The sequence below is a fragment of the Nocardia sp. NPDC006982 genome (assembly GCF_042869435.1).
Classification (GTDB): Bacteria; Actinomycetota; Actinomycetes; order Mycobacteriales; family Mycobacteriaceae; genus Nocardia.
In genome coordinates this window covers 84,174-102,670 of sequence record NZ_JBIAFV010000007.1, presented here as the reverse complement: position 1 = coordinate 102,670, position 18,497 = coordinate 84,174, and the positions used below count along the sequence as shown (strand labels likewise).

Below are 18,497 nucleotides of genomic sequence, written 5' to 3'. Positions count from 1 at the left end.
AAAGGGAGCCAGATGTCCGAGGAATACACCTACGACGTCGTGGTCGTCGGCTCGGGTGCGGCGGGGATGACCGCCGCGCTCACCGCCGCCTATCGCGGGCTTTCGGTGGTGCTGATCGAGAAGAGCGGCAGCTTCGGCGGTTCCACCGCCCGCTCCGGCGGCGGCGTATGGATTCCGAACAATCCGGTGCTGGTACGAGAGGGTGTGCCCGACAGCCCGGATCTGGCCCGGGTCTACTTGAAATCCGTTGTCGGCGACCGTGTTCCACAGGTCAAACAGGACGCTTTCCTGGACAACGGTCCGCGCATGATGACCTATCTCGGCGCACGCACCGACCACCTCCAATTCGTCTACGACCGCGGCTATTCCGACTACCATCCTGAGCTGCCCGGTGGACTCGCGCAGGGCCGCAGCATCGAACCGGCGATTATCGACGGCCGACTGCTCGGCAAGGATCTCGAGCTGATCAACCGGCCGACCATGTCCGGCCCGAAGGGAATCGCATTCACCGTCAGCGACTTCCACGACCTGAATATGATCGCGCGCACCTGGAAGGGTAAGCGCACCGCGATGAAGGTCGGCGCCAAGGCGGTGTTGAACCGGATCCGGGGACGGCAGCCGCTGAGCCTGGGCAAGGCGCTGGTAGCCCGGCTGTGGCTGGCGCTGCGCGATGCGGGTGTGCCGGTCTGGCTGAATACTCCACTCACCGAACTGATTACCGCCGACGACGCGGTGGTAGGGGTGCGCGCGCAGCGCGATGGTGCACCGATCGTCATCCGTGCGCGGCGCGGTGTGGTGCTCGCCGCCGGTGGTTTCGAGCACAACCTGGAAATGCGCAAACAGTTCTTCACCGAGCCGGTCAGCACCGACTGGACCGTCGGCGCGACCGAGAATGTCGGTGACGGTATCCGGGCGGGCGAAAAGCTAGGCGCAGCTTTGGATCTGATGGACGATGCCTGGTGGGGACCGTCGGTGCGCAATCCGGACGGGCCGCCGTTCTTCTGCCTGGCCGAGCGATCCCAGCCCGGCGCGATCATGGTCAATGATGCGGGCGAGCGGTTCACCAATGAATCGGCCAGCTATGTCGATGTGGTGCACACCATGTACGAGCGGAACGCGACCGGTGTGGGCCATGTGCCCGCCCACTTCATCATGGACCAGCGCTTCCGCGATCGATACCTGTTCCTCGGTACCTTCCCGAAACAGGCCATCCCGCAGAAGTATTTCGATGCCGGAATCATCAAGAAGGCCGACACGCTCGCCGAACTCGCCACCAAGATCGGTGTTCCGGCCGATTCCTTGATCGCAACCGTGCAGCGGTTCAACGGTTTCGCGCGTGCCGGACGCGACGAGGACTTCCATCGCGGCGAGTCCGCCTACGACCGCTACTACGGCGATCCCACTGTGCAACCGAACCCCTGTCTGGCACCTATCGATCAGGGACCCTTCTACGCGGTCGAGATGGTGCCCGGCGATCTGGGCACCAAGGGCGGCCTGGTCACCGACGAGCACTCCCGGGTACTGCGTGAAGACGGCGCGCCGATCGCCGGACTGTACGCGGCGGGTAACAATTCGGCCGCCGTCATGGGCAACAGCTACGCGGGTGCGGGAGCGACCATCGGACCCGCCATGGTTTTCGGCTATATCGCGGCCGAGCACATCGCCGATTCAGGAGCATGACGTGGACAGAGTGAGTGGCAAGACGGTCATCGTGACCGGAGGCGCGCGCGGTATGGGTGCGGCATTCGCCCGTCGACTGATCAGCGAGGGCGCCTCGGTGGTCGCGGCGGATGTGCTCGTCGAGGAGGGGAAGGCGGTGGCCGCCGAACTCGGCGACCATGCGGTGTTCTGTCCCCTCGATGTCACCGACGAATCCGCCTGGGCCGCAATGGTTGCCGAGGCCGAACGCACCTTCGGGCCGGTCTCCGGGCTGGTCAACAACGCGGGCATCGTGCACGTCGACCCGATCGAGCGGCTCGCCGAGGCGGACTACCGGCGGGTGATCGATGTGAACCAGGTCGGGGTATTCCTCGGCATGAAAGCCGTGGTGCCGTCGATGCGCCGGGCGGGCGGCGGCTCGATCGTCAATATCTCCTCGATCGGCGGCATCATCGCATTCAGCAATATCCTCGGCTACGTCGCCTCCAAATGGGCGGTGCGCGGGATGACCAAGGCCGCCGCCCAGGAGTTCGGCGCCGACGGCATCCGGGTCAACTCGGTGCATCCCGGCGTCGTAGCCACCGAGATGACCGCCGATTCCGATCGCTCGCACTCGATGGTGCACGACCAGCCGCTCCCCCGTGCCGCGGCACCCGGTGAGCTGGCCGATCTCGTGCTGTTCCTCATCTCCGATGAGGCAAGTTTCTGCACGGGCTCCGAATTCGTCGCCGACGGCGGCTACACCACCAAATGACCAAGGACAGCTGCTGTGAAGAACTTTGAGGACAAGGTCGTCGTCATTACCGGCGCGGGCGCGGGCATCGGCCGCGCCCTCGCGCTGGAGCTCGCGGACCACGGCGCGAAGCTGGCGTTGTCCGGGCGAAATCTGGCCAATGTCAACGAAACCGCCGCGTTGTGCGAGCAAGCCGGCGCCAAGGCACGAGCATACAAGCTGGACGTCACCGACCGTGCCGCCGTCTACGCACATGCCGATGAGGTCCGATCCGACTTCGGCCCGGCCAATGTCGTGGTCAACAATGCGGGCGTCTCGCTCACCGCCAATATCGAGGAGCTGACCTGGGAAGACTTCGAGTGGATCGTCGATATCAACTTCTGGGGAGTCATGTACGGCACGAAAGCCTTTCTGCCGCAGGTGATCGCTTCCGGTGACGGTCATATCGCCAATGTCTCCAGCATGTTCGGTCTCGCGGCCTGCCCGAGCCAAGCGGCCTACAACGCAACCAAATTCGGCATCCGCGGCTTCACCGACGCACTGCGCCAGGAGATGAAGATCGCAGGCCATCCGGTCGGGGTCAGCAGCGTCCATCCCGGCATGATCAAGACCGAAATCGCGTGGAAGGCTCGCGCGGGCGGTGACCGCGACCGTGACGCACTGGCCGCCAACTTCGACAGGCTGGCCAAGACGACACCCGAATCCGCGGCGAAGACCATCCTGCGCGGGATCCGAAAGGATAAGGCGAAGATCCTCATCGGGACCGATGCACGCGTAATCGATTTGCTGCCACGAATCTTCGGCTCCGGCTATCAGCGCATCATTACCGCCCAGATGCGGAATGAGGTATAGACCGGTCGGCACTTTGTCGACGGTGAACCGGGCTTGACGGACCGGTTCACCGAATTTTTCGGAAGTGGTTGCTCTAAAACTGCTGTGCTGTCAGGATATTCCCCACGCGATGACTCCGGACTCGGATGAAGTCGCCGTTCCACCGCGAATCAAGTTGTGTCTCAACGACTTCAAGGGAACACCTGGTGAAATATCGGCACCAACCGCGGCCCGCACCATTCGGGTACGCATCACAGTTCAGGACCAGATCCACGCAGCAAACCTGCCCATCATGGGTACAGATCGCCCTAGCCCTCGGCAGCTTATTCGTACTGGCCGTCATCGTCGCCATGCTCTACGGCACCCCGAGTCCGCTGGCCGAAACACCACGCGCTGTCACGGTTGCTACGACCGATTGCGCTGCCGCGCCCGGCTTTTACGCGCTATCTCGCTGATCGCACTCTGCACCATTTCCGTGTTCAACTCGCTCCGGCAGCGCGCAATAATTTCGCGCCGAGGTCGGCCAACATTTCCACCATCTCCGGTGGTTCTCTGACCTCGAATTCCAGGCCGAGGTGGGCGATTCGCACGGCAGTCCATTCCAGTGAGTCGGCGGAGGTGCGGAGCAGGCAGGTTTTGTCATCGATGGGCTCGATTTCCTCGGGGCGGACTCGGAAGGTTTCGATCAGCTGCGGGGCCGAGGCGTGGACGAGGAAGACGACTCGGCGCAGCGAGCGGGAGCGGGCCAGGGACCGGGTGACGAAGGCGGCCGCGTCTTCGGCGGGTAATTGCCTTGGGGTGCTGCGTATTCCGATCGGTTGCGGAGAACCAATGCGGTCTACGCGGAAGGTGCGCCAGTCGGTGCGGTCGATGTCCCAGGCGACCAGGTACCAGCGGCGGCCCGCGGAGACGAGGCTGTGGGGTTCGGTCAGGCGGCGGGTTTCGGTATCGCCTTTATCGCGGTAGTGGAAGCGGATGCGTTCGCGGTCGCGGCAGGCAGCGGCCAGGACGACCAGGGTTTCCGGGTCGACCATCGGTCCGGCTGCGGGGCCTCCCAGCGACACCGTTGCCGACCCGACGGCCTCGACTCGGCGGCGGAGTCGGGCGGGCAGCACCTGTTGCAGCTTGACCAGTGCCCGCGCCGATGACTCGTCGATGCCCTCGACCGCGCCCAGCGCGGCATTGCGCAGTCCGAGGGTGATCGCGACGGCCTCTTCGTCGTCGAGCAGCAGCGGCGGCAGTGCAGTCCCCGCCTCCAGGCGGTAGCCACCGACCGAACCGAGGCTGGCATGCACCGGATATTCCAGTTCCCGCAGCCGCTCGATATCGCGGCGCACCGTCCGGACCGTCACGCCGAGGCGTTCGGCCAGCTCGGGCCCGCTCCATTCGCGGCGAGTCTGCAGCAGGGAAAGCAGTTGCAGTAGTCGGGCGGCGGTTTCGGTCACAGCTCCAGTATCCGCCGGAATGAGGACCGTTCCTGACCTCATTGGCGCCTACCGTGGCGATCGTGAACGCAGACACCATCCAGATCATCGGGGCCCGCGCCAACAACCTGCGCAATATCTCCCTCGCCATCCCGAAAGGCAAGATCGTCGTCTTCACCGGCGTATCCGGATCGGGCAAATCGTCGGTGGTCTTCGGCACCGTGGCCATCGAATCGCAGCGTCAGCTCAATGAGACCTTCACCTGGTTCATCCGCAACCGACTGCCCAAGTACGAGCGGCCCGAGGCCGATGTGATCGACAATCTGGCACCCGCGGTGGTGGTCGATCAGAAGCCGATCGGCGGCAATTCCCGCTCCACCGTCGGCACCATGACCGATATCCAGTCCATCATTCGTGTGCTGTTCTCGCGGTACAGCGAGCCGAGTGCCGGTGCAGCGACCCGCTATTCGTTCAACGACCCGTCGGGCATGTGTCCCGAGTGCGGCGGGCTCGGCCAAGTGGTGCGGCCGGATCTGGACAAGTTGCTCGACACCGCCAAATCGCTCAACGAGGGCGCCATAAGCTTTCCACCGTTCGCGGTGGGGACATTCCAGTGGCAGATCTACGCCGAGTCCGGTCTTTTCGATCCGGACAAGCCATTACGCGATTTCACTCCGGATGAGTGGCAGCTGTTCCTGCGCGGCAACGGATTCCGGGTACCGCGCCGCAACAAGACCGGCTCGGTGGGCAGCAATGCCTATGAGGGACTGCTGGAACGTTTCGACCGGCTCTACATCAAGCGCGACCTCGGTGCGCTGAGCGATAAGAATCGAGCGGCGGCGATGGCGGTCGTCCATGCGCAGACGTGTCCAGAATGCGATGGCGCACGGCTGAATTCCGACGCGCTGGCGAGCCGGATCAACGGGCTGGGCATTGCCGACTTCGGCCGCATGGAGGTAACCGACCTCATCGATGTGCTCGGCGAGCTCGATGGGACGCCCGCCGCACCGATCGTCGATGCCGCCATCGCCCGGTTGCGCCGGATCGAGCAGGTGGGCCTCGGCTACCTCTCACTGGATCGCGAGACATCCACACTTTCCGGCGGAGAAGCACAGCGGCTCAAGGTCGTTCGTCATCTCGGATCCAGTCTCACCGGGATGACCTACATTTTCGACGAACCGAGCGTCGGCATGCATCCGCGCGATATCGGCCGATTGAACAAGTTGCTGATCCAGTTGCGCGACAAGGGCAATACGGTGCTGGTGGTCGAACACTCCCCCGATGTCATCGCCGTCGCCGACCATATCGTGGATATGGGACCTGGCGCGGGCGGGCACGGCGGTCAGGTCGTCTTCCAGGGCACCGTGGAAAAATTGCGCACCTCGGGCACGTCGACCGGTGAGCAGCTACGGCGGGTACAGCCGGTCAAAAGTACGAGCCGCACCCCGACCGGCTGGTTCACGGTGACCGGCGCGGATTCGTACAACCTGAAGAATCTGACCGCACGGTTTCCCACGGGCGTGCTCACCGTGGTCACCGGTGTGGCGGGTTCGGGCAAGAGCACGTTGGTATCCGGCGCCTTCGTGCGCGCCTACCCGCAGGCGATCGCCGTCGACCAGTCCGCCATAGCCGCCTCCCGACGTTCGAGCCCCGCCACCTACATCGGCATCATGGACCCGATGCGGCAGTTGTTCGCCAAGGAGCACGGCGTCAAGCCGGGACTGTTCAGCTTCAATTCCGAGGGTGCATGCGCCGAATGCGGCGGGGCAGGCGTCATTTTCACCGATCTCGCCTACATGGATCCGATCACCACCGTGTGTCAGAGCTGTCACGGACGCCGCTATCGTCCCGAAGTGCTGGGCTATACCGTGCGCGGTGCGTCCATCGCCGATGTGTTGGATATGACCGCGGAGCAGGCTCTCGACTTCTGGAATGGCAATGCGGGCAGCAAGATTCGGACTCCGCTGCGGGCATTGAACGAGGTCGGTCTCGGCTATCTGACGCTCGGTCGCTCGCTGAGTTCACTGTCCGGCGGTGAACGTCAACGCATCAAACTCGCCGATCACCTGCACCGCAGCGGCGGCGTCTACGTACTCGACGAGCCGACCACCGGACTGCACATGGCCGATGTCGACGCTCTGATCGCCCTGCTGGACCGGCTGGTCGACGCGGGCAGTACCGTCATCGTCATCGAACACGATCTCGAGGTGGTGAAACGGGCCGACTGGGTGATCGATCTCGGACCGGACGGCGGCAAGCACGGCGGCGAAATCGTCTTCACCGGAACACCGTCGGCCCTACTCGACGATCAGTGTTCCATCACAGCCGACTATCTGCGGCGCAGCGTCGCATGACGTGCCGCGATCCGTCGACCCGACCGGCGCACCCGCGGACCAGATTTCGATACGACAATCGCATCCAGAGCTTGCCGACACCGGCACCGGACAAGCGCGGCAGCACAACCGAGCGGCCCGTAGTCAGCAACAGCAGGTCGGCGATGCGGCCACGTACTTCGTCTCCGGTACCCACCACCCAATCGGCGTCCGTGGCGATGAGCCGAAAGCCCGTGAGCCGGTGCTTCGCCCAGAACGGCCACCCCATGGTCCACACCCGAGTGGCCGCCGTCGCCGCGGCTTCGATCGGGAGGTCGATCTGTCTGCCGGTCGGGATGGCGATGTCCTGACCGTGCACCATGATGTCGTAGAGGATATTGCGATAGTTGGTGACCGTCGGCAGTTTTCGCGATGCCGCATGCGCCCGGATCTCGGCGACGAGATCCTGTCCCGCGTCGGCATAGCGAACGGACACATCGTGATTCAGCCGATGGAACCGCCCGCGCGCCCGCAGCCCCGCACGAACCATATCCACCGGACCGGGCGGCTGCGGCGCCAAGGCAATATGCGCGGCCACATCCCGAATCCGCCAGCCCGCACACAGCGACGGCAGCTCCCACTCATGCGGCGCGAGATCGTCGAGCACGTCGGCGACGGCGCGTCGCTGTTGCTCGATGACCCGCCACTGCGCATCCCGGTCCATATCGGCCTCCGATACAGTTTAGTCAGCTTCCCTGACTACCATAGTCAGATAGGCTGACCAACTCAAGGCTGCGCCTGTTACCAGGCCCTCGATGAAAGGACCAGCTGCTCAGGTCATTCGAGTGGTACGGCCGTGTCGACCGGTTCGGTAGCGGCCCGGGGTGGTCCCGATGATGTCGGTGAAGGCGGTGATGAAGCTGCTGGGGTTCGCCCATCCGCAGGCGTGGGCGACGCGGGTCGTGTCGTGGCCGTCAGCGAGCAGGACGAGTGCGTGATAGATCCGTAGTTGGGTGCGCCACTGATAGAAGGTCATGCCGAGTTCGTTGTGGAACAGTCGGCTGAGAGTGCGGGCGCTGGCTCCGATCCTCTGCCCGAGGTCGGCAAGTGAGCTGTTGTCCGCGGGCTGCTGGTACAGCACCTGTGCGATGGCTTGCAACCGATCATCGTGTGGTTCCGGTAGTTGCAAGGGCTGCTCGTGTGCTTCGTGGAGTTCATCGACGAGGACTCGACGGAGCCGCGTGAGCGCAGCGCGGTCTCGCTCGCGTGCGCCCGTGAGGGTGAGCAGGATTTCGCGGGCGAGGTCGGAGACCGTGAAGACGGCGGGATGGTCCGGTGCGAGCCGGGCCAGGGATGCCGGTAGGAACAGGATCCGCATATCGGTGTGGCTGTGCGCGCGGTGGTAATGCGCGAATCCGGCTGGGGTCCATGCGACTCGGTTGGCTGGAACGATCGAAGTGCCGCGTTCGGTGTGCACCGATAGGACGCCATGGGCGGCGTACACGAGGTGTCCACGTGGATGGGAATGCACCGTGCTCGTTCCCCCCGACGGCCACAGATGTACGCCTCCGGAGGGCCAGAGACGGGACGTCTGACCGGTCCGGTCAAGTTGGCGGCCAACGGGCATAAGTTGGCATTCTATCGGTGGTCAGCCACACCGTCTTCCGGCGACAGTGAACCCATGCGCGATGATTTTCACTCGGCCGGCACTGCGACCTCACACCGTCGAGGCGGCGTGCGTACGACAATGCGGGCTGCGGTCTGTGTCAGAGCCGGTGGTCCGGAGGTACTCGAGGTCCGTGAGCTGCCGGTACCAGCCGTTCGAGATGGCTGGAGCCTCGTGCGGGTGCAGGGCGCGGGCTTGAACCGGTCGGAACTGAGGACCCGTCAGGGGCATTCCCCGAAGGTGACGTTCCCGCGGGTGCTCGGGATCGAATGTGTGGGAACCGTGGCCGCCTCGACCGATCCGATGCTGCCGGAAGGGACGACCGTTGCGGCGGTGATGGGTGAGATGGGCCGAGAGTTCGACGGCGGCTACGCGGAATACGTGTTGTTGCCGAACTCGCTACTGATGCCTGTCACCACTACGTTGCCTTGGGACGTCCTGGCCGCGCTACCTGAGACGTACCTGACTGCGCAGGGTTCGCTGGATGCGTTGGGGGTTGTGCCCGGTGACCAGGGGCGGTTGCTGATCCGCGGTGGGACCTCCTCGGTAGGGATGGCTGCCGCGTCGATCGCGTCCGGCTACGGCATCGAGATCGCGGCCACCACTCGGCGGCAAGGCAAGATCGGCGCATTGACCGCGGCCGGTGTCGACCACGTACTCCTCGACACCGGTGCATCGCTGACGGCGAGCGTGCACGCGGTATGGCCCGAAGGTCCGGATTATGTGCTGGATCTCGTCGGAGCGAGCACGGCGGTGGACTCACTGCACCTCGTCCGCCGAGGCGGGACGGTGTGTGTGGCAGGCTCGCTCAGCGGATGGCTGATCCCCGACTTCGAACCGATAGCGATGATCCCGTCCGGAACCAAGCTCACGGCTTTCCACAGCGACGACATCAAGGGCAGCGCCGGCACGACCGTTTTGCAGCGCGTCATCCACCAAGTCGAAGCCGGCGTCTATCGACCCAACATCGACCATGTGTTCGGCCTGGACGACATCGTCGCGGCCCACCGGTACATGGAGAACAACCAAGCCACCGGAAAGCTTGTCGTAGTGCCCGAGCCACGGCCATTGCCGGGAAGCGTCGAGGTCGGCGCATCCTGCTGACCGGGACGTCCGGTACGCCGGAGCGGAGCGGGGCGGCAGGCTGAAATCGGGCTGCCCGCGGGTGCACGCTGCGGGGTTGCGCCAATGCCAGGGCGTTCGGGCCGGCGGCCCGGTGATCTGCCCTTGTCACGCGCTGTGTGCGCGATGGCTGTCGATGATCAAAGGAGTGTTATGACGATCGGAGTGGAGCCGGTGGAGCGACCGGGGGCCGCCTTCGGGAGGGCCGGTGCCGATGGTTCGGTCGTTGTGGAACTCGACGGGGCGTGCGGGCTTTCGCGGGAGCGGATCGGGGGAAAGGCGTGGAGCGTTGATCATATGCGGCGGTTGGGGTTGCCGGTGCCGCCCGCATTCGTGCTGACGACCGAGGCATGGGCGGAATTCGGGGCCAACGGCGGGGCCCTCGGCGACGAGATCTGGGCGGGGGTGCGCGACGGTATCGCCGCGTTGGAGCGTGGGACGGGGCGGCGCTTCGGAGCCGCGCAACATCCGTTGCTGGTGTCGGTGCGGTCCGGGGCTGCGGTGAGTATGCCGGGGATGATGGATACCGTGCTGAATCTGGGGATGAACGACTCGGTCGAGCGGGCGCTGACCGCCGAGACGCGAAATCCCGGATACGCCGGCGATACTCGGCGGCGGTTCGTCACCCAGTATCGGGAGATCGTGCTAGGTGATCCAGATGGCGTGGTGCCGGAGGATCCATGGGAGCAGGTGCGTGGCGCGATCACCGCGGTGTTCCGTTCGTGGGATTCCGCGCGCGCCAAGACCTATCGGCGCACCCGGGGTGTTTCCGACTCGCTCGGTACAGCGGTCACGGTGCAGGCCATGGTGTTCGGGAATCTCGACGCGCTCTCCGGGACCGGCGTGCTGTTCAGCCGGAATCCGAATACCGGTGCGCGTGCGGTCTTCGGCGAATGGCTGGTCGGCGGGCAAGGTGAGGATGTCGTCTCGGGACGCACCACCCCGCGCCCGCTCGACGAACTCGCGGTGACGCTGCCCCAGGTGCACCACCAATTGCTCGCCGCCGCCGAGCTGCTCGAGCGTGACGGTCGCGATATCCAGGACATCGAGTTCACCGTCGAATCCGGTCGCCTGTGGCTGTTGCAGTCTCGACCGGCGAAACGCTCTGCGCGCGCGGCGGTTCGCGCCGCCGTCGCCATGGTCGATGAGGGGCTCATCGATGCCGATGAGGCATTGCGCCGCGTCGGGGCCGACCAGGTGCGCACCGTCCTGCTGCCCGCATCGGGCGACGATACCGGGCTGAGCCCGCTCGCCCAGGGTGAATCCGCATGTCCGGGACTTGCCACCGGCATTGTGGTCACCGATCCCGACGAGGCCGAAACCCGTTCGGCCGCAGGCGAGCAGGTGATCTTGGCGCGCCCGACCACCAGCCCGGACGATCTGCACGGGATGATCGCGGCGCGGGCCATCGTCACCGAACTCGGCGGGGCCACCTCGCATGCCGCGCTGGTCAGCCGGGAGCTGGGCCGTCCGTGCGTAGTCGGCTGCGGCGCCGGGGTTGTCGAGGCATTGGCCGGTCACGTCGTCACCGTCGATGGTGGGGCGGGCACCGTGTGGCCGGGACAAGTGAGCGGAAAGGCGGTGGATGCCTCGGTGATCGAGGATGTCGAGCGACTCGCACAATGGGCACAGGTCGACTCGGCCGAGCTGCCCGAGTTCCTGTCGAAACCGAACGAAGATCGCTCAGCGGCAACTGATTCCGACGCGGTCAATGTGCCGGTTCCCAGAGAAGTCGACGGCAACAAAGTCTCCGAACTCGCCGTACTGCGCCTGATCGGCATCAAGGGTCGAGTACAACCGGACGCCATCGCCGCCAGCCTTACGATCGCCGAGGCCGAAGCCGCCTCGCGCACTGCTGATTTCGTTACGCGCGGGCTATGCGCCAGCACACCCGTGGGCGTCCGTCTGACGCCACAGGGCCGCGAACAACTAGTCCGACTTCTCGAACACGAGCGCGCCGATCTCGACCGGAGCGACCTCGCCGCGGCCTACGATGAGTTCTGCGAGTTCAATGCCGAGCTGAAAGCAGTCATCACGGCCTGGCAGATGAAGGACGCGAGCACGGTGAACGATCATTCCGACAACACCTACGACGCAGCGGTTTTGGCGCGCTTGACGACACTGCACCACGGCGTCGCTCCCCTCGTCGAACGCATCGGCACCATCGCGCCCCGCCTCGTGCCGTACACCGATCGCCTGGCCCGCGCCGTCGAGCGGATGAACGGCGGCGACCACAGCTGGGTGGCTCGGCCGATCATGGACAGCTATCACACGGTGTGGTTCGAATTGCACGAAGACCTCATCGGTCTGTGCGGCCTGAGCCGCGCCGACGAGGCCGCCGCGGGCCGAGCCCACTAGCGCGATGTTCACCGACAGCGCCCAGCGGCGATGGGTAGAGTTCGCCGAGATCGATAATGTCCGCGACCTCGGCGGGCTCCCGGTGATCGGCGGCGGCACAACCAGATTCGGCGTCGTCTACCGCTCCAGCACACCCCAGCATCTCACCGAGGACGATCTGGCCATCCTGACCGGGCCGGTCGGCCTGCGCACGCTGATCGACCTACGCAACCCAGACGAGGTGCTGCGCGAAGGCTACGGCCGACTGACCGGCAGCGCGGCGGTGCGCATGGTCAATCTCCCGGTGCGCAAGGCGACAAACGTCGTCGCCACCCCCGCCGAGCTGGTTCCCGACGGCAGAGAGTACGACCTGGTCGCGCTCTACCGCGAACTGCTCACCGGCAGTGGCGAATCCATCGTGGCGGCGGCCCGGCTCATCGCCGATGCCGAACGTCACTCGGTCGTCTTCCATTGCGCCGCAGGCAAAGACCGCACCGGCATCCTCGCGGCCATGCTGCTGGATGCGGTGGGTGTCCCGGCCGAGGCCATCGCCGCCGATTACGCACTGACCGGCGAACGCCTGGAACGCATCCGCGAACGCTTGGACGCGCTGCCGTCCTATCACGGGCTGCCACCGGTCCGGACCGGCATCCTCGCGGTCGATCCCGATGTGATCATCCGGTTCCTCGACGAATTGCACAGCGCCCAGGGCGGGGCGGCCAAATGGCTGCGCAGCAACGGACTATCGGACGCAGAACTCGCCCAACTCCGCGCGGTGCTGGTGGCCGCCGCGTAGTCCCCGCCGTGGCGACTGTTCATCCGGAATTACCGCCGAAGGTCCAGTATGGTCACCAGCGTGCACGACGACGTCGACTACACGAAGCTAGCCACTCCCGCCGAGAAGAAGAAGTACGCCAAGCAGAACAGCTTGATGTATGGCGGGCTGATCGCCATCGGGGTCGTCATCCTGCAGGGTTTCCTCACGGCCTCGCCGCTGGGGGTGTCCGGTCGGATCTCCATGATCGCCTTCGCGATCTCGCTGCCACTGCTCGCGGTACTGCTGATGCTCGACGAATGGCAGTCCGGCGAACAGGCGCCGAGCCCGAGCATGACCGATGATGCGGCCAAGGCCATCGCCCTGCTCAGCTCGCTCGTCGGCGTCGTCGCGGCGTTCTGGCATATCGACTGGAGCGCGGGCGTCGCGGTGATCGCGGCCGGTGTGGTCGCGCTCGGGGTCTACGGAACGCATTTCAGCAGCACGAGCTTCAGCCAGGCGGTACTGCGACGTAACCAGCAGCGGTCCGCCGCCTCTCAGGCCGCACCCGCGACGACAACGCCGCAGCCGACGGCGCCCCAACCGCCAGCTTCGCAGCCGCTGGCTCCGCCGCTACCAGCAGCTCAATCCAGTGCTCCCGGGCCGACAACGGACCAGCCTGAGACGCCCCGGACAGCAACCCCCGAGCCGACGACGCCCGAGCCGACAGCTCCCGGGCCGGCAACGCCCGAGACAGCAGCTACGGAGCCAACGACGCCCGAGTCCACAGCACCGGAGTCATCGACACCGCAGACCACACCGCCCGAGCCAACGACGCCCGAGCCGACAACTCCCGGGCCGGCAACGCCCGAGACAGCAGCTACGGAGCCAACGACGCCCGAGTCCACAGCACCGGAGTCATCGACACCCGCGTCCAAGCCGACAACGCCCTAGCCGACAGCTCCCGAGGCAACGGCGGCTGAGAGCCCACCGCACCCGAGCCGACGACGCCCAGACCAGCGGCACCCAGACAGCGGCACCGGGCCAACGGCGCCCGAGCTAGCAACGCTGAAGCCCATCAAGCCCCGGATCACAAGGCCCCGAGCCAACGACAACGGCCTATACAGCACAGCCTTTGAGCCGGGGCCGCTGAAGCACCGCAATCGACACCACCATCATCCGACTCCCCGACGAAACGCCCCCGCAGCACACACCAACCACCTGAACCGCGACATCTCAATGTTTCAGACCTGACCTCAGCGAGGTCCGCGCACGTCATCATGAGCTGTATGGCAACGCGCGAGGTGGTGAGAGCAGGCGCGTTCACGAGGATCTACAACCCCGGCGACGGCGAATCACGCCCCTGGTACATCAACGACCACACCATCGTCCGCGACGAATCCGGCCGCTGGCACCTCTTCGGCATCACCCATCCCGAACCCGCCGACCCGTTCCACGAAACCGAATTCGCCCACGCCACCGCACCGCAGCTGCATGGGCCGTGGACCAAGCGACCATCCGCCCTGACCGTCGATCCCGGCTACGGCGAAACACATCTGTGGGCACCGCATGTCATCGGCGTCGACGGCCGCTACTACATGTTCTACGCGGGCGGCGGCACCGACCGCACCACCGCTGCCATCAACCTCGCCACCTCCACCGACCTGTTCCGCTGGACCCGCAGCCGTGCCGGACCGCTGTTCCTCGACGGCTACGACGCGAGAGATCCGATGGTCGTGCGTATCGGTGAGAAGTGGGTCATGTACTACTGCGCCACCAGTACAGCGGGCGGCGGACACCACGTCGTCGCCTACCGCACCAGCGGCGATCTCGTGCACTGGGGCGACCGCCATATCGCGTACACCGACCCCACGATCGGCACCGAGGCGGGCAATACGGAATCTCCGTTCGTCGTGCACCACGGCGGCTGGTGGTACCTGTTCATCGGTCCGCGCCCGCACTACGTCGGCACCGACGTATTCCGCAGCGACAACCCCTTCCGGTTCCGCATCGGCGACAAGGTCGGCCATATCGCCGCCCACGCCGCCGAACTCGTGCGCGACGACCACCGTTGGTGGATCACCAGCGCAGGCTGGGCCCAGGGCGGCGTCCACCTCGCACCACTCACCTTCCCCACGCCACGCCCCGTCACCGCGGCCGTTCCCCGCTGAGCGATCGCACCATGCCCGCCACCAGCACTCTGGTCTGCTCGAATGACGCTTCGGATACCGCCGGTGCGCCGACCACCGTGCGCATGACCCCCAAACCGAGCAGCAGCGCGCCGACCAGTTCCGCACGCAAGGCGCAGCGGTCCGCGCCGCCCAGACACCCGGCCATCTCGCCCCAGATAGCCATCGCTTGGAACCGAAGTACGGGAACACCAGCACCGGGTCGACGCCGACATCACCCCGCGATATCGCGGACGCCGGTCCGGTCGAATCCGGTCGTGGCGAACCGGATCCGGGCGGCGTCCAAGAGTGCGGAACTTATCGACCATCCGCCGACCGAACCGCTGGCCGCATTTCGACGCCGCACGCGACTCGCCTTGGCGGGCAAGGACTTCGATGCGATCCGCGCTCGGCGGCTCGATGCGCTCACGGCCGAATCGGTCGACCTCCGGGTCACCGGCGGATAACGACATCGGACCCGCTCGCCCGAAGCCGACCACCGGCGGACCTGTTCGGATAGATAATCCTGGAGGGGGCCTGCGCGTTGGGAGGCGGTCGCGATGGCGCGGATCGGGGTTATGAGCGTGTCCGACGGACGTGATTATGTGCACGCCGGGATCGCGGAATTCATCGAGTCGGCCGAGGATCGGCTGGTCGCCGGGTTGCGGGCGGCCGGGCACGAGGTGATCCGGGGTGCGGCGCAGATCAGTACGAACGCACTGGCCGGTTCGGTGGCACGCGAGGTGGCCGCCGCCGGTGTGGATCTCACGGTGCTGCACTATGCGGTCTGGGCGTTCCCGCACTTCACCATGCTGGCCGCGGGTGCGACACCGGGTCCGCTGCTATTGCTGTCCAATATCGATCCGGTGCAGCCGGGCATGGTCGGCATGCTGGCCGCGGGCGGTGCGCTGGATCAGATCGGCCGCGCACATACCCGGCTGTGGGGCGATCCGGCCGATACCGAGCTGATCGAGGCGATCGGCAGTCGGGCGAGCGCGGCAGCCGCCGTATCGAGCTTCCGCGGCAGCACTTTCGGCCGCTTCGGCGGCCGGCCGATGGGGATGAATACTGCCGTTGCCAATACCGATCAGTGGCAGCGCCTGTTCGGCATCGATGTCGAGGAGATCGACCAGTGGGAGATCGTCCGCCGCGCCGAGCAGGCCGATGCCGGTGAGGCGAAAGGGGCGCGAGAGTGGTTGGAGCGCAATACCGCCGGTGTGCACTACGACGGCGTGAAACTCACTCCGGAATTGCTGGAACGCCAGATTCGCTCGTATCTGGCCGTGCGTGAGCTGATCGACGAATGGCGGCTGGACTTCTCCGGTATCAAGGGCCAGCCGGAGCTCACCCAGTACTTCGCCACCATGGATATCACCGAGGCGTTCCTCAACGACCCCTACGATTGGAACGGCCCCAAACAACCCCATGTGTGCGCGACCGAAGCGGATATGGACGGCGCACTCACCATGCGGCTGCTGCAGCAGATCGCCGACACCCCGGTGCTTTTCGCCGATGTCCGGCATTATCACGCCGACCGCGATATCTGGGATCTGTGCAATTCGGGTCAGCACGCCACCTGGTTCGCCGCCCGCAGCGACGAGCCGACCGAGAATCTCGCCAACGTACATCTCTATCCGGAGGTCTTCTTCTTCCCGGCGGGGGGTGCGTCGGTGCACCATCTGGCCGCGCCCGGCCAAATGACCCTGGCCCGCCTCACCCGCAAGGACGGCGACTACCGAATGCAGTTGATGCTGGGCGATTTCGAGACCTATGACCAGGCGACCAATGAATCGCTGATGAAACAGTCCACCTGGGAATGGCCGCATGCCTTCGCCCGGCTGGACGCACTGGCCGATGATTTCCTGTCCCGCTTCGGCGCCAACCATATTCACGCCGTCCCCGGCGACCATCGGGCCACCGTCCGGGCCGCCTGCGATCTCCTCGACATCACCCTCGACGAGTTCACCCGATGACGAGCGCATTCCTCGGCGTCGATATCGGGACCTCCAGTTCCAAGGGCGTCCTGGTCCGGCCGAACGGCACCGTTATCGCCAGAGCCGAACGAACGCACGGTGTTTCGACACCGCGGCCGGGTTGGGTCGAACACGATGCCGAACACATCTGGTGGGCGGAGTTCCGCGCAATCACCCGCGAACTCCTCGACGCCGCCGACGGCACGACGCTCGACGCCCTCGCCGTATCCGGCATCGGCCCGTGCCTGCTGCCCGCCGACGCCGCCGGAAGTCCGCTGCGCCCGGCCATCCTCTACGGCGTCGACACCAGGGCAACCATTGAAATCGCCGAACTGAATCAGATATTCGGTGCCGCCGCAGTACTCGAGCGCGGCGGTTCACCGTTGACCAGCCAGGCCGTCGGCCCCAAGTTGCGCTGGCTGGCCCGGTACGAGCCGCAGGTCGCGGCGCGTACCGAGATGCTGTTGATGGCGAGTTCATTTCTGGTGCACCGGCTCACCGGACGCTATGTACTCGATCATCAATCGGCCAGCCAGTGCGTCCCGATGTACGACCTGCGCCAACGCTATTGGGCGCACGACTGGGCAGCAGCGGTTGCTCCCGGTCTGAACCTGCCCGAATTGTCCTGGCCCACCGAGATTGTCGGCACGGTGAGTGCGGCGGCCGCATCAGCGACCGGGCTCCCCGCCGGACTGCCCGTCACCACCGGAACCGTCGACGCCTGGGCCGAGGCCGCCAGCGTCGGTGTCCGGGCTCCCGGCGACGCCATGATCATGTACGGCACCACCATGTTCCTCGTGCAGGTGCTGACCGATCCCCGCCCGCATCCCGGCCTCTGGCTCACCTGCGGCGCCTGGCCCGGCACCTACACATCGGCGGCGGGCATGGCGACCTCCGGCGCGGTCACCGATTGGCTGCGCAAACTCGTCGGCGGCGACTTCGCCGACCTGGTGGCCGAGGCCGCCGAGGTTCCGGCGGGCAGTCGCGGACTGCTCGCGCTCCCGTACTTCGCGGGCGAGCGCACACCGCTGTTCGATCCGGATGCCAGGGGCATTATCGCGGGCCTCACCCTCGGACACGGACGTGCCGAGCTGTACCGGGCAGTGCTCGAAGGCATCGCCTACGGCGTGCGGCACAACCTCGAAGCCATGGCGGGCGGACAGGCCCCGCGACTGGTCGCCGTCGGTGGCGGGACCAAGGGCGGGCTCTGGACCCAGATCGTCAGCGATGTGACCGGCCTGCCACAGCAACTACCGGCCGATACCGTCGGAGCCTGCCTCGGTGACGCACTGCTCGCGGCGGAGGCCGTCGGCGTCGATACCGCGGGCTGGAATCCGATCATCGGCATCGTGGAGCCCGATGCACATAGAGGCGCGACTTATGCGTCGTACTACAGCCGCTACCGCGCGTTGTACGAAGCCACCGCGGATATAGCGCATTTTCTGGCAGCGGAGCAACACCGATCCGCTCACCTCCCGTAAGCCGCCGCCTATGCGAGGATGCGGGGTTGCATACAGG

At 65.9% G+C, this 18,497-nt stretch carries 15 protein-coding genes and 1 pseudogene; 12 read left to right on the top strand and 4 right to left on the bottom strand.

Annotated elements, in window-relative coordinates:
- Positions 1–12 precede the first annotated feature (12 nt).
- The 3 genes from kstD to ACFYOW_RS27475 are packed head-to-tail and all read left to right on the top strand — an operon-like array spanning position 13 to position 3,244.
- Positions 13–1,680 carry a 3-oxosteroid 1-dehydrogenase gene (gene kstD, locus ACFYOW_RS27485; protein WP_387292609.1) on the top strand — a complete coding sequence of 556 codons (1,668 nt, stop codon included), beginning with the start codon at positions 13–15 and terminating at the stop codon, positions 1,678–1,680.
- 1 nt (position 1,681) lies between these two features.
- Positions 1,682–2,413 (top strand): glucose 1-dehydrogenase, encoded by a 732-nt coding sequence (locus ACFYOW_RS27480; protein WP_387292607.1) that lies wholly within the window; start codon positions 1,682–1,684, stop codon positions 2,411–2,413.
- 15 nt (positions 2,414–2,428) lie between these two features.
- Positions 2,429–3,244, top strand: coding sequence for an SDR family NAD(P)-dependent oxidoreductase (locus tag ACFYOW_RS27475; RefSeq protein ID WP_387292605.1), 816 nt, complete (start codon positions 2,429–2,431; stop codon positions 3,242–3,244).
- Positions 3,245–3,702: 458 nt separating this feature from the next.
- On the opposite strand, the gene ACFYOW_RS27470 is transcribed toward ACFYOW_RS27475, so the two are convergent.
- A complete protein-coding gene (locus ACFYOW_RS27470) occupies positions 3,703–4,668 on the bottom strand; it encodes a helix-turn-helix transcriptional regulator (protein ID WP_387292603.1) in 966 nt (321 codons plus the stop codon).
- Between the two features lie 62 nt (positions 4,669–4,730).
- On the opposite strand from ACFYOW_RS27470, the gene ACFYOW_RS27465 reads away from it, so the two are divergent.
- The gene (locus ACFYOW_RS27465) at positions 4,731–7,001 is read left to right on the top strand and encodes an ATP-binding cassette domain-containing protein (protein WP_387292601.1); all 2,271 of its coding nucleotides are present in this window, start codon (positions 4,731–4,733) and stop codon (positions 6,999–7,001) included.
- Here the strand turns inward: ACFYOW_RS27465 and ACFYOW_RS27460 are convergent.
- Positions 6,967–7,683, bottom strand: coding sequence for a maleylpyruvate isomerase family mycothiol-dependent enzyme (locus ACFYOW_RS27460; RefSeq protein WP_387292599.1), 717 nt, complete (start codon positions 7,681–7,683; stop codon positions 6,967–6,969). The genes ACFYOW_RS27465 and ACFYOW_RS27460 overlap by 35 nt on opposite strands.
- Positions 7,684–7,791: 108 nt before the next feature.
- Complete coding sequence (locus ACFYOW_RS27455; protein WP_387292597.1) at positions 7,792–8,463, bottom strand: AraC family transcriptional regulator; 672 nt, start codon at positions 8,461–8,463, stop codon at positions 7,792–7,794.
- 231 nt (positions 8,464–8,694) lie between these two features.
- On the opposite strand from ACFYOW_RS27455, the gene ACFYOW_RS27450 reads away from it, so the two are divergent.
- The 5 genes from ACFYOW_RS27450 to ACFYOW_RS27430 all read left to right on the top strand — a co-directional run bounded on the left by ACFYOW_RS27450 (position 8,695) and on the right by ACFYOW_RS27430 (position 15,009).
- Complete coding sequence (locus tag ACFYOW_RS27450) at positions 8,695–9,729, top strand: zinc-binding dehydrogenase (RefSeq protein WP_387292595.1); 1,035 nt, start codon at positions 8,695–8,697, stop codon at positions 9,727–9,729.
- Between the two features lie 171 nt (positions 9,730–9,900).
- Positions 9,901–12,105 (top strand): pyruvate, phosphate dikinase, encoded by a 2,205-nt coding sequence (locus ACFYOW_RS27445; protein ID WP_387292593.1) that lies wholly within the window; start codon positions 9,901–9,903, stop codon positions 12,103–12,105.
- A 4-nt stretch (positions 12,106–12,109) separates the two neighbouring features.
- Entirely contained in the window at positions 12,110–12,880 is a 771-nt protein-coding gene (locus ACFYOW_RS27440) for a tyrosine-protein phosphatase (RefSeq protein WP_387292591.1), read from the top strand.
- A gap of 60 nt (positions 12,881–12,940) precedes the next feature.
- Positions 12,941–13,792 (top strand): hypothetical protein, encoded by an 852-nt coding sequence (locus tag ACFYOW_RS27435; RefSeq protein ID WP_387292589.1) that lies wholly within the window; start codon positions 12,941–12,943, stop codon positions 13,790–13,792.
- A 335-nt stretch (positions 13,793–14,127) separates the two neighbouring features.
- The gene (locus ACFYOW_RS27430; RefSeq protein ID WP_387292587.1) at positions 14,128–15,009 is read left to right on the top strand and encodes a glycosyl hydrolase family 32; all 882 of its coding nucleotides are present in this window, start codon (positions 14,128–14,130) and stop codon (positions 15,007–15,009) included.
- Here the strand turns inward: ACFYOW_RS27430 and ACFYOW_RS27425 are convergent.
- Positions 14,987–15,202: pseudogene (locus ACFYOW_RS27425) on the bottom strand (hypothetical protein); the annotation flags it as partial. The gene ACFYOW_RS27430 and the pseudogene ACFYOW_RS27425 sit on opposite strands and share 23 nt — an antisense overlap.
- Before the next feature lie 82 nt (positions 15,203–15,284).
- Between ACFYOW_RS27425 and ACFYOW_RS27420 the strand changes: the two are divergent.
- The 3 genes from ACFYOW_RS27420 (at position 15,285) to ACFYOW_RS27410 (ending at position 18,460) form a co-directional block, all read left to right on the top strand.
- Positions 15,285–15,473, top strand: a complete 189-nt coding sequence (locus tag ACFYOW_RS27420) for a hypothetical protein (protein WP_387292585.1) — start codon at positions 15,285–15,287, stop codon at positions 15,471–15,473.
- A gap of 93 nt (positions 15,474–15,566) precedes the next feature.
- Complete coding sequence (locus ACFYOW_RS27415; protein WP_387292583.1) at positions 15,567–16,979, top strand: L-fucose/L-arabinose isomerase family protein; 1,413 nt, start codon at positions 15,567–15,569, stop codon at positions 16,977–16,979.
- Positions 16,976–18,460 carry an FGGY-family carbohydrate kinase gene (locus tag ACFYOW_RS27410; protein WP_387292581.1) on the top strand — a complete coding sequence of 495 codons (1,485 nt, stop codon included), beginning with the start codon at positions 16,976–16,978 and terminating at the stop codon, positions 18,458–18,460. The genes ACFYOW_RS27415 and ACFYOW_RS27410 overlap by 4 nt, the downstream gene beginning before the upstream one ends.
- Positions 18,461–18,497 lie beyond the last annotated feature (37 nt).

Coding starts and splice junctions, on each gene's coding strand:
- kstD (WP_387292609.1), top strand. CDS start 13: ATGTCCGAGGAATACACCTACGACGTCGTGGTCGTCGGCTCGGGTGCG.
- ACFYOW_RS27410 (WP_387292581.1), top strand. CDS start 16,976: ATGACGAGCGCATTCCTCGGCGTCGATATCGGGACCTCCAGTTCCAAG.
- ACFYOW_RS27460 (WP_387292599.1), bottom strand. CDS start 7,683: ATGGACCGGGATGCGCAGTGGCGGGTCATCGAGCAACAGCGACGCGCC.
- ACFYOW_RS27445 (WP_387292593.1), top strand. CDS start 9,901: ATGACGATCGGAGTGGAGCCGGTGGAGCGACCGGGGGCCGCCTTCGGG.
- ACFYOW_RS27440 (WP_387292591.1), top strand. CDS start 12,110: ATGTTCACCGACAGCGCCCAGCGGCGATGGGTAGAGTTCGCCGAGATC.
- ACFYOW_RS27415 (WP_387292583.1), top strand. CDS start 15,567: ATGGCGCGGATCGGGGTTATGAGCGTGTCCGACGGACGTGATTATGTG.
- ACFYOW_RS27430 (WP_387292587.1), top strand. CDS start 14,128: ATGGCAACGCGCGAGGTGGTGAGAGCAGGCGCGTTCACGAGGATCTAC.